The organism is Sphingobium sufflavum (assembly GCF_021403115.1).
GTDB classification, from domain to species: Bacteria; Pseudomonadota; Alphaproteobacteria; order Sphingomonadales; family Sphingomonadaceae; genus Sphingobium; species Sphingobium sufflavum.
In genome coordinates, this window is record NZ_JAJSSH010000010.1 from 110,807 (window position 1) to 124,468 (window position 13,662).

Annotated in this window: 14 protein-coding genes; all 14 read right to left on the reverse strand. The window is 63.7% G+C overall.

Annotated features, from left to right (window positions below):
• Positions 1-16 precede the first annotated feature (16 nt).
• A complete protein-coding gene (locus tag LWE61_RS14945; RefSeq protein ID WP_234151452.1) occupies positions 17-1,213 on the reverse strand; it encodes a hypothetical protein in 1,197 nt (398 codons plus the stop codon).
• Between the two features lie 16 nt (positions 1,214-1,229).
• A complete protein-coding gene (locus LWE61_RS14950; protein ID WP_234151453.1) occupies positions 1,230-2,339 on the reverse strand; it encodes a tail fiber domain-containing protein in 1,110 nt (369 codons plus the stop codon).
• Positions 2,329-2,796, reverse strand: coding sequence for a GNAT family N-acetyltransferase (locus tag LWE61_RS14955; RefSeq protein ID WP_234151454.1), 468 nt, complete (start codon positions 2,794-2,796; stop codon positions 2,329-2,331). The genes LWE61_RS14950 and LWE61_RS14955 overlap by 11 nt, the downstream gene beginning before the upstream one ends.
• A gap of 62 nt (positions 2,797-2,858) precedes the next feature.
• Positions 2,859-3,182: a hypothetical protein gene (locus LWE61_RS14960; RefSeq protein WP_234151455.1), complete on the reverse strand. Its 324-nt coding sequence runs from the start codon at positions 3,180-3,182 to the stop codon at positions 2,859-2,861.
• Complete coding sequence (locus tag LWE61_RS14965) at positions 3,179-4,921, reverse strand: hypothetical protein (RefSeq protein WP_234151456.1); 1,743 nt, start codon at positions 4,919-4,921, stop codon at positions 3,179-3,181. The genes LWE61_RS14960 and LWE61_RS14965 overlap by 4 nt, the downstream gene beginning before the upstream one ends.
• 4 nt (positions 4,922-4,925) lie before the next feature.
• A complete protein-coding gene (locus LWE61_RS14970) occupies positions 4,926-5,171 on the reverse strand; it encodes a hypothetical protein (protein ID WP_234151457.1) in 246 nt (81 codons plus the stop codon).
• Between the two features lie 78 nt (positions 5,172-5,249).
• Positions 5,250-5,795 carry a DUF4376 domain-containing protein gene (locus LWE61_RS14975; RefSeq protein ID WP_234151458.1) on the reverse strand — a complete coding sequence of 182 codons (546 nt, stop codon included), beginning with the start codon at positions 5,793-5,795 and terminating at the stop codon, positions 5,250-5,252.
• Positions 5,795-9,661 (reverse strand): hypothetical protein, encoded by a 3,867-nt coding sequence (locus LWE61_RS14980; protein ID WP_234151459.1) that lies wholly within the window; start codon positions 9,659-9,661, stop codon positions 5,795-5,797. The genes LWE61_RS14975 and LWE61_RS14980 overlap by 1 nt, the downstream gene beginning before the upstream one ends.
• 12 nt (positions 9,662-9,673) lie before the next feature.
• A complete protein-coding gene (locus LWE61_RS14985) occupies positions 9,674-10,273 on the reverse strand; it encodes a phage adaptor protein (RefSeq protein WP_234151460.1) in 600 nt (199 codons plus the stop codon).
• Positions 10,273-11,001, reverse strand: coding sequence for a phage adaptor protein (locus LWE61_RS14990; RefSeq protein ID WP_234151461.1), 729 nt, complete (start codon positions 10,999-11,001; stop codon positions 10,273-10,275). Before LWE61_RS14990 ends, LWE61_RS14985 begins: the two co-directional genes overlap by 1 nt.
• A 9-nt stretch (positions 11,002-11,010) precedes the next feature.
• On the reverse strand, positions 11,011-11,742 hold the full coding sequence (locus LWE61_RS14995) for a hypothetical protein (RefSeq protein ID WP_234151462.1): 732 nt from the start codon (positions 11,740-11,742) through the stop codon (positions 11,011-11,013).
• A 73-nt stretch (positions 11,743-11,815) separates the two neighbouring features.
• On the reverse strand, positions 11,816-12,259 hold the full coding sequence (locus tag LWE61_RS15000; protein WP_234151463.1) for a hypothetical protein: 444 nt from the start codon (positions 12,257-12,259) through the stop codon (positions 11,816-11,818).
• Positions 12,260-12,271: 12 nt separating this feature from the next.
• Positions 12,272-13,372, reverse strand: coding sequence for a N4-gp56 family major capsid protein (locus LWE61_RS15005; protein WP_234151464.1), 1,101 nt, complete (start codon positions 13,370-13,372; stop codon positions 12,272-12,274).
• A gap of 98 nt (positions 13,373-13,470) precedes the next feature.
• Positions 13,471-13,641, reverse strand: a complete 171-nt coding sequence (locus tag LWE61_RS15010) for a carbon storage regulator (protein WP_234151465.1) — start codon at positions 13,639-13,641, stop codon at positions 13,471-13,473.
• Positions 13,642-13,662: the final 21 nt, after the last annotated feature.

Below are 13,662 nucleotides of genomic sequence, written 5' to 3' on the forward strand. Positions count from 1 at the left end.
AGATTGGGGGAAGGGGTCAGTAGAGCGGGGGCATCACGCCACGCCCGCCGCTTGGTGCGCCGGAGGACATGACGCCGCGCGCGCTGGAACGCTGGCCGTTCAGCACCGAAACGGCGCGAGCCGTTTGCTCTTCAGGTGAGAGTTTATAAAAGGAAGGATCGCTCTCGGAGAGCCGCTTGGTGATGTTTTCCAAAGACTTGCGAACATCTTCGGGGGTCTCGACGCTATCGGCGGGCGGCGCGCGATAGGCCGCACTCGCCTGCGCGCCGTTCACATCCTCTTCCATGCGATAGCCATGCAGGGTCGCGTCACGGCTGGCGGTTCGCTGGGCCTCCCTGCCGGCGGCCTGATCGTCGATGACACCTTTTGCGCGCAGCTTGCCAATGTCATAGCCAAACTGCCGCCTGTCACCCGCCGCATCCGCGACCGCCTTTGCGCGCGCCGCCTGCGCGGCCCGCAGTTCTGCCAGGCTGGCTGTGACCTGTTGCTCCGGGGACGTTGCCCATAGGGCGGTACGCGCGAAATCGTCGGAGCTGGCGAAATCTTGGCTGAACTCCTTCCCCGAATCGCTATCCTTCCATTTGACGCGCCAGCCGCCCGTGGCCTCCGTGCCGGTCTGTACCTTCGTGGTTTTCCCCGTTTTCTTGTCCGTCCGGTCCTCATAGATCGGCTGCATGATCTGCTCATGGCCGACGAGGTCCATGCCGTTACCGATGCGGCCATTGAGATCGGCGAGCCGTTTGAAACCGCCCTCATGGTCGCCCATGGCGAAACGCTGGGCAGCGACAGACCAGTCCTTGGTCCGTGCCTTGCCGTCTTCGCTGTCCAGATACTGCTGGAAGTGGGCAGCGCGATCATTCTCGCCGCGCTGGATGTAGCCTTCGATCAGCTTTGGCACGGACGTGGATCGATAATAATCCATGAAGCTGCCCACCTTCTTCTCGGCTTCGTCGCGTGAAATTGGCAGATCGGTGTCCTCGATTTTCCGCACCGCCCCCTTCTCGTCGATCATTCCCGAAGGATCGGCCGGGATCGCTGGCCCGCGTGTCAGGTCGCCAATGTCTCGCTCCCGCGCTGCGCGCGCATCTTCGATTGCACTGCGCTCCATCTTGCGAGTCTTGCGATCGTCGATGACGCCCCGCACCTGCTGGCCAAGTTTGAGGCCGCCCTGCACGCCGTTCATGAACGCGCCGAGGCCCATACCGAAACTCATGTCTATTCCCCTTGGATCAGGCGGCCTTGCGGATCACGGATTTCTCGGTGGACTTGCCGCGCGGCAGGATCTTGTCGACCTTGCGGTCCAACTCCTGGATGGCTCCCAGCGCGACGCCCAGCGCATCCGTGATGGGAATGACCTTCCCATCGCCCTTGCCGGTGGCGGCGTGGAAGTCTTCCGCATAGGGGCCAATGTGACGGCCACCGTCGGCGATCCCCTCCTTGTAGGACCATTCCTCCACCGGCATCTTGCGGACGGCCGCCAGCACGCCCTTCACGGGAGCCTTGTCCTCCTTGAAGTCCTTGGAGGACAGGAGCGACATGCCAGCACCCGCAATGGAGCCGAGCGCACTCATGAAGCCGCCCGACGACTGCTGTTGGGCCTGCCATGCCTGAATCTGGTTTCCGTACAGCCCGTTCAATGCGCTGGCCTGTCCGGCATAACCGTTCATGGCTGTGCCGTAGCCAGATTGCAGGACGCCCATCGATTGGGTGTATCCGGCATTACCCGCCGCTGTGGTTCCGGCCGCCGTCGATCCTGCACTCACGCCGAGGCCCAGCGAGGACGCTGCCGAGCTGGGCAGGCCGTTGCCCATGTTCACGGCGTCGCCCTTCAGGGCAATCGCCTCTTTGCGAACGGCGGATCGCGCGGTGTTTTCCGCGCCAGCCGCCGCCAGCGCGGTGCCGGTGTCGGCGGCGCGCTCCACGCCCGCATAGCGTCCGCTGGTCGGACTGATTCCCGCTGCGGCCATGGTGCGTTCGCGGCTGGCGGCCTGCCGGGTGGCGTTATTGATGACGTCGGCGCGCGCTTCAGCCGCGACGCTGCCCTGTCGTTCCGCGCTGTCCCACGTCTTGGCCGAGCTGATGAGGTCATCCTGCATCGGCTGGTAGACGGACTTGTATCGCGCCCGGTCCTCAGACGCCCATTCCTGCGCCTGCCGCGACGCGGCGAGCTGCTCGGCGCTGACCTCCTTGGTCAGCTCCGCCATCGTGTCGTTGCGCTTGTTCTCGGCCGCCCACTGCTCCTTGGAGATGGCAAGCCAATCTTCGCCGAGCTTCGCCTGTTTCAGTGCGGCCTGGCCGATCTGCGGATCGGGACTGGGTGCGCTTGAACTACCGCCCATGGGAAACTCCTTGTCGAGAGGCGAGGGGGATGAACCGACATTCGGACCGAAGCATGCCCAGGACGATGATGTCCTGTCCGCTGGGGCCAGCGTTGCGCATCACGCCCTCCTGCCTGAAGCCGAGATGCTGGTTGAGGCGAAGGGCGCGCGCATTGTCTGCGGGGACGAGGCCGGTGACGCGGCGGCGGTCGGCCTCAACGAACGGAAAGGCGAAGCCAGCCGCGAGGAAGGCTTTCGCTCCGAACAGGCCCGTGCCGTTGCTCGCGAGATGAACGTGGCAATCCGTCTCGGTCCACCGGTCATAGACCGCCACCCCCCGAATGTCGGCGTCGGGCGCCGCGACATCGTCGTTGACGCCCCAGCCGATAGCACGCGCATCGGGGAAAAAGCGGATGCCTATCACCCGTTCTGCCCACGCGATAAGGCCGTTCCCATCGTTAAGAAGAAGTCTCAGCATATCCCACCATCATACTGAATATGCTTGCGACTATGCCCTATAGTTCCAAAGGCTGGTAGGGGCTATGTGAGGGCGGCCACGATCTCGATCAGGGCTGCCCGAATATGGGCAACGTCTGCTTGCAAGCTGTTGAAATCGGCTTGCGTGGGTGCCGCGCTGATGGGTGCGGAGGCAAGCGGAGGGACCGCTATGGCCGTTATAGCCTCATTTTCGTCCTGCTCTGCGCGCTCAAGGGATGCGACCGCACTTCGCAATTTCGCGATCAACTCACGCAATGCTTCGCCGTCGCCCTTCCGCATCGCCGCTTTTGTGCCGTCGCCCTGCCGCCCCGACAGGACACCCACGACTTCCTGAAGCTGGCGAAACTCCTGCGGGCTGATTGTCATCCTGCTGCCAGTTCCGATGGGGATGCGCCGATGGATATGGCGGTCACCAACTGGTTTCCACGCACCTCCACCTCCCAGGTGCGCGCCAGAAAGCCGCCGGGGAGGCGGCACGTCAGGTTCATGTCGACGATGTCGGCCACCGGCTTTCCGTCGGCATAGACGGTGACAAGGAACAACGGCTCAAATTCGTCCACGGGGGATAGCAGGGAACCCGCAAATGTGACCAGGCCAAGCGGCATGGATGGAAATGTCCCGCCGGTGACGTCGCCGTCGATGAGGGCTTCATTCGCCTCGCGGATCGCCTGTGCCAGCGCCTTCGACGCGGCGCGCTGCTCCGGGGTCATGGCGCTCTCGCCTTCGATCAGGATGGCGCCAAAATTGGTGTCGGCGGGCAGCACAAACCGCTTCGACCGCCAATACATCTCGCCATAGGACGTCGATATGGCGTCCCATTCATAGATGTCTTCGCCGTTCTTGAGCAGGTATAATGCCCCGCCAGCGGTGTCGGAGAACATGGCGTCGGCGCTGTCGCTTCCGCGCGTGATGAACGGCGTTTCTCCGGTCAGGTCGATGATGAGCATGCCCGTGCGCTCAATGCCATCGCCGTCTGTGAAGGCGTAGCAGGTCAGGTATCGCCCGTTGAACGATCCCGCCACGAAGCTGTAGGGGTTCATGCGCAGCCAGTCGTCGCGCGTGATGAGGTTGCGCGTGATGGTGTTCGCCCCGCTCTGGCTGATGACGACGAGGCCGTCCGTGGACGGGTAGGCGATGGAAGCGCCTAGGTCGACAATCCCGCGCGCGGATACGCAGGGCAGGTTCACCTCCAGCTTTTCCATGGACATTGTGTCCGGGCTGGTGCCAGCGACGACATAGGGCTGTCCTTGCGTCAGAACGGCCACTGCCGAGCCGAAGACGCCCAGACCCATGATGGGAAAGTCCACGGTCAGAATGTATTTTTCCGGCCATGCGTGCGGTTTGTATGGTTCGGAGAAGTAGAGCTTTTTGCCCTCGAACGCCGCCATGATGCCGTTCGGCAGCGCAATTAGTCCCGCCAATCCGTCAGGCGGTGTGTTGTAATCGAGAGAGGCAAGCGGCTCGGCGAACGGATGGTCGGCGATGACGTCGACGAACGGCGTGATGCCCACGGCCCGCTCAGCGATGAAATAGAGCTGGGTTTCCCCCAACGCGCTGGTCTGCGACCGGTAGATCCGCATGCGATTGATGGCCCGGTCGGCGGCGGGCACGACGAACCCCGTAACCTGCACATCCAGCCCCGGACTCCAGAGCAGAGGATTGCTGACCGGCGACGGCTCGCTCTCCTCGTCGAGTGCTGTCACCCACGTATAGGCGTAGAGGATGGTCTGTTGCAGCGTGGGATCGGGGGAACCGCTGACCAGCGCGGCGGCGGGTGGCGTGAGCGGGCGTTGCAGGGCGAGGGGATAGGTGGAACCCGCTGCCCGGACCTTCGGCACGCCGTCGCCGGTAATGTACAGCCTGTTCTCTGCGATCGGTGCCGGTACAACATTGACCGGCACCGACCATGACAGCCACTCGTCGCCATGGAGGTATATGGCCTGAGCGGGTTCATCGAGATGATGAGCATAGCGCCCGCGGCGAACAGGCATGATTGCCCCATTCTCCAGCTTCGTATTCTCCGCCGCCTGCGCCGCACTATTGGGCAGCAGCCGGGGAATGAGCCGGGGGATTTCGCCTGTGAAGGCCGCAATGCGGATGCTCATCGGATCAACGGCGCTGCGTGATCGCGGAAAGGCCGGTCCGAATCGCGGCCAAGTGGACGCCCATGTCCTCCAGTCCGTCGAGCTGGACCAGCTTCTCCGAAAACGCCGAGACGGCCGGATCGGCGAGGAACTCGCGGATGGCCTGCCGTTCAGCCGCGACCGTGGCGAGATGCTCTGCCGCCTTCTTCGCATCGTCCTCGGCAATGATCTGCCGCATCTCTTCAAGGGTGGGTATTTTTGCGCTGGTCATGTCTTGCCTTCCGTTCTGCCTGACGGGTTGTCCGCGATGGCCGGGAGGCAGTGACCCGGCTATCGAATGTGAGGAAGCCTATCCCGGCCAGCCGCCCTCAATGTCGACGGCATCCAGTTCGGTTTGCGTCGTCGCGGCATCGATCGACGCTCGCAGGTCGCTGGCTCGCCCGTGCGCGGCGTCGATGAACGCCAGCCCGGTCAGATGGACCGTGATGATCTGCTGGGCGGTGAGGGGGACGCGGCTGTTGTCCTTCAGCGTCCAGGTCGTTGCAAAGGACAGGTCGAGGAGGAGCGCGGCTGTCGCGCCCGCCGCCGCGCCGGACACATTGTCACGGGCTTCCTGATCGCTGTCGAATACGCCGATGCCGGGCACGTCTATGCCCGAATCGATCACGGTCGCCCGTTTAAGCTGCACGGACAGCCACATATCGACCTTCTGCTGCGCCAGCGGCGCGACGAAGGGGAGCAGGCTCTCTCCATCTTCCGCGATCACATAGGCGCCTATATCGTCGGCTTCGACTGCGACCTCTCCGGCTTGCAGGTGCGACATGGCGTGGGGCGTCAGGTCGAGGGCTGTGCGCGGAACCTCGCCCGGCACGCCCAGATAGAGGAACCGGCTCATTATTTGTACCTCCGGTCGCTCATGACCTTCGAGACGCCTGCGGGATAGAAGATGTCGGCATCGCCTTCGGCCCGCAGTTCGACGGTAGCCCAGGTGTTCGCGGCGATTTCAGCCTGTCCAAGCACAGGCATGCCGTCCTGCATCGAGCCAGAGCCATCGGTGAAATCAACTTCAGCCCCGTTGACCCGCGCCGAAACACGAAACCAACGCCAGCCCGACGCAAAGCTCTGCCGGACCTTCCCAGTTACGTACAGCGTGCCAGCAAACTCAAAATAGACCGAATGACTCGTGAGTAGGATCGTCGCGTCGTGCGGAGGATATTCATTCCCCCACTCATCGAACCCGCCGGGGTAACTGCGACCAGCACTCCAATGATTTGCGGTGCTATAGCTGGTGGTGATGAGGCTGACGCTGTTGGGCGCGATCAGCGGCGTCGTGACCGCCTCATAATCCAGATGATCGGTCTTGATGCTGCGCGCGATGAGGTCGCCAAGGAAATACGCCTTGCCGCCCGCGATGACGAGGACATCCTCATCATCGCCCAGGGCAATGGACTTGGCGCGTAGGCCGATAAGCGAGCCGGAACCGCTCGCGGTGGAACGCATGACCGCCCGGTTGCCACCTGCCTCCACGACGTTTTCAAGATAAGCCTGCGTTCGTCCGTTCACTCCGGCGAGAACACCCGCGTTGGTCTGCACCTGTGAATAGAGCGGTGCGAGCACCGTCTGGTCGCGGATTTCCTCCAGAGTGGCGGGACGAAGGGCGCAGCGATACCAGTCGAGGGTCTTGGCAGGCTGCGAACCGGTCCATCCTTCCCAGTTCGTCATCCTGACGATAACGGCCCGATCGGCGTTTGCAGGCGCCTGGATCAATTGGCTCCACCGATAAACCTTGCCTACCTGTCCTGCGCCAGGAGCGGACCCGGTGGAATCGGGATCAGCGTACATATTGACGCCGTCACCTCCAACGCCCCCATTGCCGCTGTTGAGGAACTGCACATAGCAGCCGGCGCCTTCGAGGGTGCCTGCGATCAGTTTTGCATGCACCTCTGCCACAAGCCATTGGAATGGCCGTATGCTGCGGAGCGCACTGGGCTGCTCCTGCTTGTGCCCCACGGTCTGGTTGGCGGCGGCGGCATCCCGCAGCGCATATCCAACTCCGTTCTCGCCCGTGATGCGCTGCGCCAGCCAGCCGAAACCCCAATCCTCCCAGTCGGCCGGGAATGCGGTGTCGTCGGGAAAGTTCAGGAAGCCCGGATTGGGATTGAGGGAGCCGAGCGATATACTGGCGGCGAGGATGGAGCTGGTGCGCGCTGAACTCGCCTGTTCCGTCGCGACAGATGCCTGAGACGCGGCGGTGCTGGAGCTGCCGGCCGCCGCCGCCGCCGCGTTCTGCGACACCCCTGACCAATAGTTTGCGGTGTCACGGTGAGACTGGGCCGACGTGGAACTGCTCAGCGCGGCGGAGGCGGATCCAGCTGCCCCGCTCGCGCTGGAACTGGCTTGCCCTGCCGATGTGCTGGCCTGTCCGGCCGAGGTCGCCGCGGTGGTCGAGCTGTTCTGTGCAGCGAGGGCGGAATTTCCGGCCTCGCCTGCCTTGGTGGAGGCGGTGGACGCGGATGTCGATGCAGCGGAAGCGGCGTCCTGCGCGGCCTTCTCCGACGTGATGTCGTCGAAGTCGAGGGAGCGTACATGGAAAACCGCGTTGCTGAAAGGAGAGTTCCAGTTACAGTGGATTCGGGGACGCCCCCATGCATAGCTGCCGGTGCACAGCCACTCGAACGACCGCGTAACAAAGGTCTGGAAGGGAAGGGCGTCGCCGTCGATGCCGAGCGTCTCATAGGTGAAATTGCCATCGCCATGGGCGAGACAGAAGCCCACAAAATGCACGGACGCAACGCCATTCGTCGCGTTGATGACGCGGGCGAGCTGCACTGTCACGCGGTAGCGATGGCCAGTAATGGGCACGAAGGGCGCGCGCTGAGCTAGGACATTCGTAGCTAACGGCTGGGTCGCAAAGACCGGATATTCGGCTGGCCCGAAATAATTGTCGGCGTAGGCGGCGGCTCCGGCAGAATCCTGCGTGGTTTCGTCGTAAATCCAGAATGGCCTTTCCGCCGGCGAGAAGCCCGACGGCCGCGAAACGGACGCTGCTATCCGCGCGGTGACCGCCGATGATGTAGCGGACTGGGCGGACTGGGACGCTAATCCGGCCTGCGTCGTCGCGGTTGAGGCGCTGCCCGCTGCCGCGCCCGCGCTGATCCCTGCCGAATTTGAACTGTTGGCTGCGTTGGACGCATGGCTGCTGGCGAGACTGGCGGAACCGGCGGCGCTGCTGGAGCTGGAGCTGGCCTGCCCAGCCGACGTGCTGGCTTGCCCGGCGGAGGTGTTCGCGTTCGTCGCCGATACAAGCGCGGCGGCGGCCTTCGAACCGGCATCGTCGCGATAGGTTGAGGCGGCGCTCGCGGAAGTTGCGGCGGCAGACGCCCCCTGCGCTGCCAGCTCGCTCTCGGTCACGTCCCTGATCGTCAGGCCAGACCATTGTGCGTCATGTGTGGGGTCATTCCACGGGCCGTTCGAGACAACGAGCGGCATGATGCGAACGGCATCCGACGGCGTGGTGATGAGATAGTCGACCGACGTCCAGACGTTCGTTGTCGTTGCCTGCGGGATGACGAAGGTGATGGTGCCGGCCGCATTCTGCGTCGCGACCCCGATCAGCATCGGAAAGGCGAACGTTCGCGCGTAGCAGCGCACGCGCAACTTGCGGCTGGCGTAATTTCCCTCACGCCAGTCCCGCTCGTAAATGTCGCGGTTGATTCCCTTGAACCAGTGGGTCGATCCGTCTGGCGGCAGGTCCGCCACATCGGTAACGACGGTGGTCCATGCGGCGTCCCACTTGCCTTTCAGGCCGTCGCTCGCCGTGGGCTTGGCGACGAGGTTTCCAGAGGCATGACTTTCAGCGGCGATCCGGCTGAGCTGCGCCGCGCTCGCGCTGTTGCCGCTGTTGCTCGCCTGCGTGGCCGCACTAGATGCGCTGGTCGATGCGGCGGATGCCGATCCGGCCGCCTGATCGGCTTTGCTGCTCGCGACATTCGCCGACCCGCTCGCGCTGGATGCGCTGGTCCCAGCCTCCGATGCTTTGTTGATGGCGACCGACGCGGACCCTGCGGCACTGGACGCGCTGCCCGTGCTGTTGGTCTGGCTCTGCGCCGATGCATTGGCCGCTTCGATGGCGCCATCCTCAGCGTCGCGCGCGGCGTCGCGCGCGGCGGTCGCCTGAACGAGAGCGGCGGTGACGTTGTCCTTGGCGATTTGCGCCGTGGATGCGCTGGTCGCCGCGGCGCTCGCGCTGGCTGCGGCACTGGCGGTGCTTCCATAGGTGTTGAACAGACCGTCGATGTCGGTTTTCGCCTGGGCGAGATCCTCCACCATGATCGCGACGCTCGACGTGCCTATGGCGGTGCCGGGGAGGGCGGTGTTCGTTGCCCCGGCCTGCGCCGGGCGCAGCGCATCGATGGGCGTGCCATCCGCATAGGTGAAGCCGACCTCGCCCCCGACGGCCACCAGTTCCTGTAGCGCGGCGGTGGTCAGGCGCAGCTCGACCGCATCGCCCGCGCTATAGGCACGCGGCTCACTACCCTCCTGTCCGCGCACGACGGTCAGCGCATCGCCGATCCTGCCGGTGCAGCGCAGATATTCGATCTGGGCGCTATGGTTTTCGAGGGCGAGGGGAAACCAGTCGCCGACGTCCGGCGTGGCGGGAAAGCGAACGCCGTGGCCCAGTTGCACCATGATCGTGGTGGAGGCAGCGGAGATGGACGCCGACAATCTGGAACGGCTGTTGTTCTTGAGCTTGAGCGTCACTTCGCGCGGACCTCACATGAAACGGGATTTGGCACGCGCTGGCGCGCGCTGCTGGCCTCGGATGCTGAGGTTGAAGCCCTTATCCATCGCCCGTTCGAACAGGCTGATGTGGTGCGCGGCGAGAGCCGGGTTGCTGAACGGCTGGTTCGGAATTGCCAGCAGCGTTCCCAGCGCGCCGTTGGCGATGTCGCGGCCGTGAAGGTCGCGCAGGAAGTCGGGAAGCTCATCCGCCAAGGGCGCGGGCATGAGGAACAGGCTCAGCTCCAGCTTGCCCGGCTGGGCGCGGGGGACAAGCTGTAAAGCAGCCGGGCTGCGTTGAGTGATGGCCCACGGCATGCCGTCGTCGCCGAACTCGGCATCTGAATAGCGCGTCTTGCCGAGGGGGCGGCCATCGAACGCGCTGCTCTCGATGTCGATCAGGACGGCATCTTCGGGCGTGCAGGGGATATCGGTTTCGGTGCCGTCGAGCGTTATGCTGTGCCGGCTGCGCCAGCACCGCGTGCGCTTGCAAAAATCCTGCGCCGCATCGATGACGTGGGCGCTGACCGTTGGTTCAGGCGCAGTCGTCGCAGAGGGCAAAATCCAGCGGAAGAAGTCCGTTGGATCGGCCATCAGACTGGCCCCGTCGCTTCGCTCTTGATGCCGGGTGAACGGTTAGGGCTGTTTAGCATCTCCTTGTTCAGCTTGATACCGACGGAGGTGGCGAACTGCTGATAGTGCAAGGTCGCACGCTGGCCATTGCCTGCGTAAGTCGAGTCCTTGCTGTACGCGCGATAGCAGACGAAATCGACGAGGGCGGAGATGTAGATGTCCGGCAGCGAGAGATTGATTTCGTAGGACGCAATCTCTTCCGGTTCGTCGTCCTCTGCAACTGCGATAGCGGCTGGCACCGTCGACAAGACTGCTTCGATTTTGCCTGTTCCGGTGTTGCCTGGATAGACGTAGAAGCTGCGCGTATCTTCCTCGTCATAGATATAGTGCTTCACGGCCTGCTTGAACGGGAGGACATTGCTGTCGTGCCAGTCGCGGTGCTGGGCGTCGAGGATGTCGCGGGACACGATGCGGATTGCGGAACCACCGGTGCGCAGATGGTTCGGTGCATCGCCGACGGCGGTGATGTTGCGAACGATGCGGAGCAAAGACAGCGCGTCGTCGGGTATCTGCTGCCAGGTGCCCGCCAACAGGGGGATCACGCGATTTTCGCTCGATGCCGACGGCTTGTGCAGCACGATTTCGCGCTGACCGTCGTTGAGCCACATGCACAGCTCAACGAGCGGCCAGCGCACACTCGTTTCGTCGAGGATGATGCGCCGCGCGCGGTCGAGGATATGCGACGCCATCCCCATGGATCAGCCCTCCGCCTTCTTGGCGTCGAGGACGGCCTTGATCTTGTCGGGCTTCCACTTGCCGTTGGGACGATGACCGAACAGTTCGTCATATTCCTTGGCAAGCGCCTCACGGTCGAGACCGCCGTCTTCGCCGCCCTCATCCTCGTCCGTGGATTCGGCGCCGACGCCATCCGCTGCGTCGGCGCCGCCATCGCCAGCATCCCCGGCATCGCCGGTTTCAGCGCCGCCCCCGTCGTGCTGGCCATGGATAGGAAGAATGGTGTTGTCCGCCGGCGGCCGAGGAGAGGTTTCGGACGGCGGCGGAGCGAACTCGCCAGGAGGCGAAGCAGGATCGGGGATCGCGGGCGGCTCCACGAATTCCACGATTGGAAAGTCGCCCAGACTGGCCTCGCCGAGCGCGATCTTGTCGACCAGCAGCATCTGGTCGAACTGATCGAAATCGGACATTTCGGGGATCGACTGCACCCAATGGGTAAGAGCGCGGGCATCCTGCGGGCCGCGCACGATGAAATAGGGGCCGTCGAACTGCTCGCCAAGACCGCCGACGAGTGCGGCAACCTCGCCGTTGGCGGGACGGAAGCCGTCACGGATGCTGAGCAGGCGCGAGATGTGGTCGGTTTCCTCGACTTCGGCAACATGGCGGCCGTCGTCGTCAGGCTTGAAATGATAGGTTTTGGTGTCGAACTCGACCTTCGTGCCCTCAGGGCGCTTGATGATGGATTCGATGAGCATGCGAAGCTCCTTGCGGCGGATGACGAGGGGAAACCGGCAGGTCGCAAACGGCGCGACCTGCCGGTTCGGCTTTCTACTGGGCGTAGAAAAGGATCAGGTTCACCTTCTTGGCCGGGTCGGCCGCGACCTGGCCGCTGAACTTGAGGCCGATGCCGCGCGGCGTGGCGACCGCCGACAGGACCAGCGCGTCGATCTTGGCCGGGTCTTTCAGGGCGTCCAGCGCGGTCCCTGCGGCGAACAGCTCCGTACCGGCGTCGCGGGCGTTGTCCTGCACGCCCACTTCGCCCGTCATGATGCCTGCGCTGCACGTCACGCCCGCAAACGCGCCTTCGGGGACCAGCTTATAGTCCACGATATGCGCGAATTCAGGCAGGACGCCCAGTTCCAGGATGGCACCGGCGGGAAGAGCGGTGGTGAACGTGTACGGGAACTTCGCGACGTGGACCGCGCCCGCGCTCTGGGGGCGCGGCGGGGTCCGGGTGCCGAGGGCAAAGCGGGAGAATACAATGGTTGCCATGTCCTGCGCTCCTTACTGCGTCGGGTCTTTGGCATAGGTGTCGAGCGCCATCGCGCCGAAGTCCCTGCCATTGAAGCGCGTCTTCTTGACGCCGATGATGGTGCCCGCGACGACGGTCGGCTCGTTGCCGTAATCGTCCTCCTCCTCCTTCCAGGTGAAGCGCAGGCCGCCCGCTGTGCCATAGGCGACGACACCGGCCTGACGGCCGAGGAACAGCCCGCGCGCGGCGGGCAGGTTCGCGCCAGCACCATAGTCCGCGAACCGGATTGCCGATTCATGGCTGTGGAGGACGCAGTTGTTCACCATGCCAAGGCCGCCCTTGAAGATCGGGCTGCTACGGCCTTCCGCACCGGCCGCAGCCTTCTGGATTTCCAGCCAGCCGGTCGCGCCCGCGCCGGTGCGCATGTCATGCTCCTGGAACGGAGACATGAGGCAGATGTAGTGCTTCTCCCCGTTCACATCGACGGGCAGCATGTTCGCCGTCTTGGGGTCTTTGGCCTTCATCATGCGCGCCTGCACGCTGGCCTTTTCAACCAGGTCGCGGTCCATCTTGTCGGTCGCGGTGATGGTGGCCTTGCTGGTGGCCGAGCCACCGAACAGGATATGCTGGCCGTCCGGTGCCTGGACCGGGTTGCCAGCGTGGCCCGTGTAATCGGTGTCTTCGAGGAAGTCCTCGTTGATCCCGCGTGCGCCCGACAGATAGATGAAGTGCAGTTCGTCGATATACTGCGACCAATAGTCGGAAAGCCGGGCTTTCGCGATCTGACGCAGATTATGGATGGTGCGCTTACGCGTCATCTTGCCGCCCGCCGACACAGGGTGGCGGAGCTGGTCGATTGCCACTTCGTCCGTATAGAACTTGAGGCTCTCTTCCTTGCCCTTCACGCGGTTGTCGCCCGCCGTCGGTTTGCCGCGCAACTGGACGGACAGGTCAAAGCTGATCTTGTCGCCCGCGTCGCTCTCCAGCTCGGTTTTCTGCTGGATGATGTTGTTTTCATCGCTGCCGATGAATTTCTTGCTGAAGTAGCTCTTCTTCACCGTGTCGAGGAAGAGAGAGCCACTCCACTTCTTCTGCGCCTTGGCATCGCCGAAGGGGATGACAGTCTGACCCATGATGTGCCCTCGTGGAGTTGAATCCGCAAAGAGCACTCATGCGCTGTTCTGCTGCGCCGCCGTTTCTGCCTTATAAGGCAGTATCTTGCAACACGTTCCTAAGACACAGTGTTAGGTTGATCCGGCTCCCGATTGAGGAGCCGGACCTTGAGCGCGGGCGGGGCATCGACCGAAATGCGCGCGAGCTGGCCCGACTTTCGCTCTACCGTCAGGATAATGCCGTCTCCAATCTGGAGCTGGCCGCCCACGCGCACGTCGAATTTCATCATGTTCCCACCCTCTGTTGAAGC

Bases quoted from the DNA above. Each gene is read 5' to 3' on its own strand.
- LWE61_RS14945 (WP_234151452.1), bottom strand. From the start codon at position 1,213: ATGAGTTTCGGTATGGGCCTCGGCGCGTTCATGAACGGCGTGCAGGGC.
- LWE61_RS14955 (WP_234151454.1), bottom strand. From the start codon at position 2,796: ATGCTGAGACTTCTTCTTAACGATGGGAACGGCCTTATCGCGTGGGCA.
- LWE61_RS14995 (WP_234151462.1), bottom strand. From the start codon at position 11,742: ATGCTCATCGAATCCATCATCAAGCGCCCTGAGGGCACGAAGGTCGAG.
- LWE61_RS14990 (WP_234151461.1), bottom strand. From the start codon at position 11,001: ATGGCGTCGCATATCCTCGACCGCGCGCGGCGCATCATCCTCGACGAA.
- LWE61_RS14970 (WP_234151457.1), bottom strand. From the start codon at position 5,171: ATGACCAGCGCAAAAATACCCACCCTTGAAGAGATGCGGCAGATCATT.
- LWE61_RS14960 (WP_234151455.1), bottom strand. From the start codon at position 3,182: ATGACAATCAGCCCGCAGGAGTTTCGCCAGCTTCAGGAAGTCGTGGGT.
- LWE61_RS15000 (WP_234151463.1), bottom strand. From the start codon at position 12,259: ATGGCAACCATTGTATTCTCCCGCTTTGCCCTCGGCACCCGGACCCCG.
- LWE61_RS15005 (WP_234151464.1), bottom strand. From the start codon at position 13,372: ATGGGTCAGACTGTCATCCCCTTCGGCGATGCCAAGGCGCAGAAGAAG.
- LWE61_RS14950 (WP_234151453.1), bottom strand. From the start codon at position 2,339: ATGGGCGGTAGTTCAAGCGCACCCAGTCCCGATCCGCAGATCGGCCAG.
- LWE61_RS14975 (WP_234151458.1), bottom strand. From the start codon at position 5,795: ATGAGCCGGTTCCTCTATCTGGGCGTGCCGGGCGAGGTTCCGCGCACA.
- LWE61_RS14985 (WP_234151460.1), bottom strand. From the start codon at position 10,273: ATGGCCGATCCAACGGACTTCTTCCGCTGGATTTTGCCCTCTGCGACG.
- LWE61_RS15010 (WP_234151465.1), bottom strand. From the start codon at position 13,641: ATGATGAAATTCGACGTGCGCGTGGGCGGCCAGCTCCAGATTGGAGAC.
- LWE61_RS14965 (WP_234151456.1), bottom strand. From the start codon at position 4,921: ATGAGCATCCGCATTGCGGCCTTCACAGGCGAAATCCCCCGGCTCATT.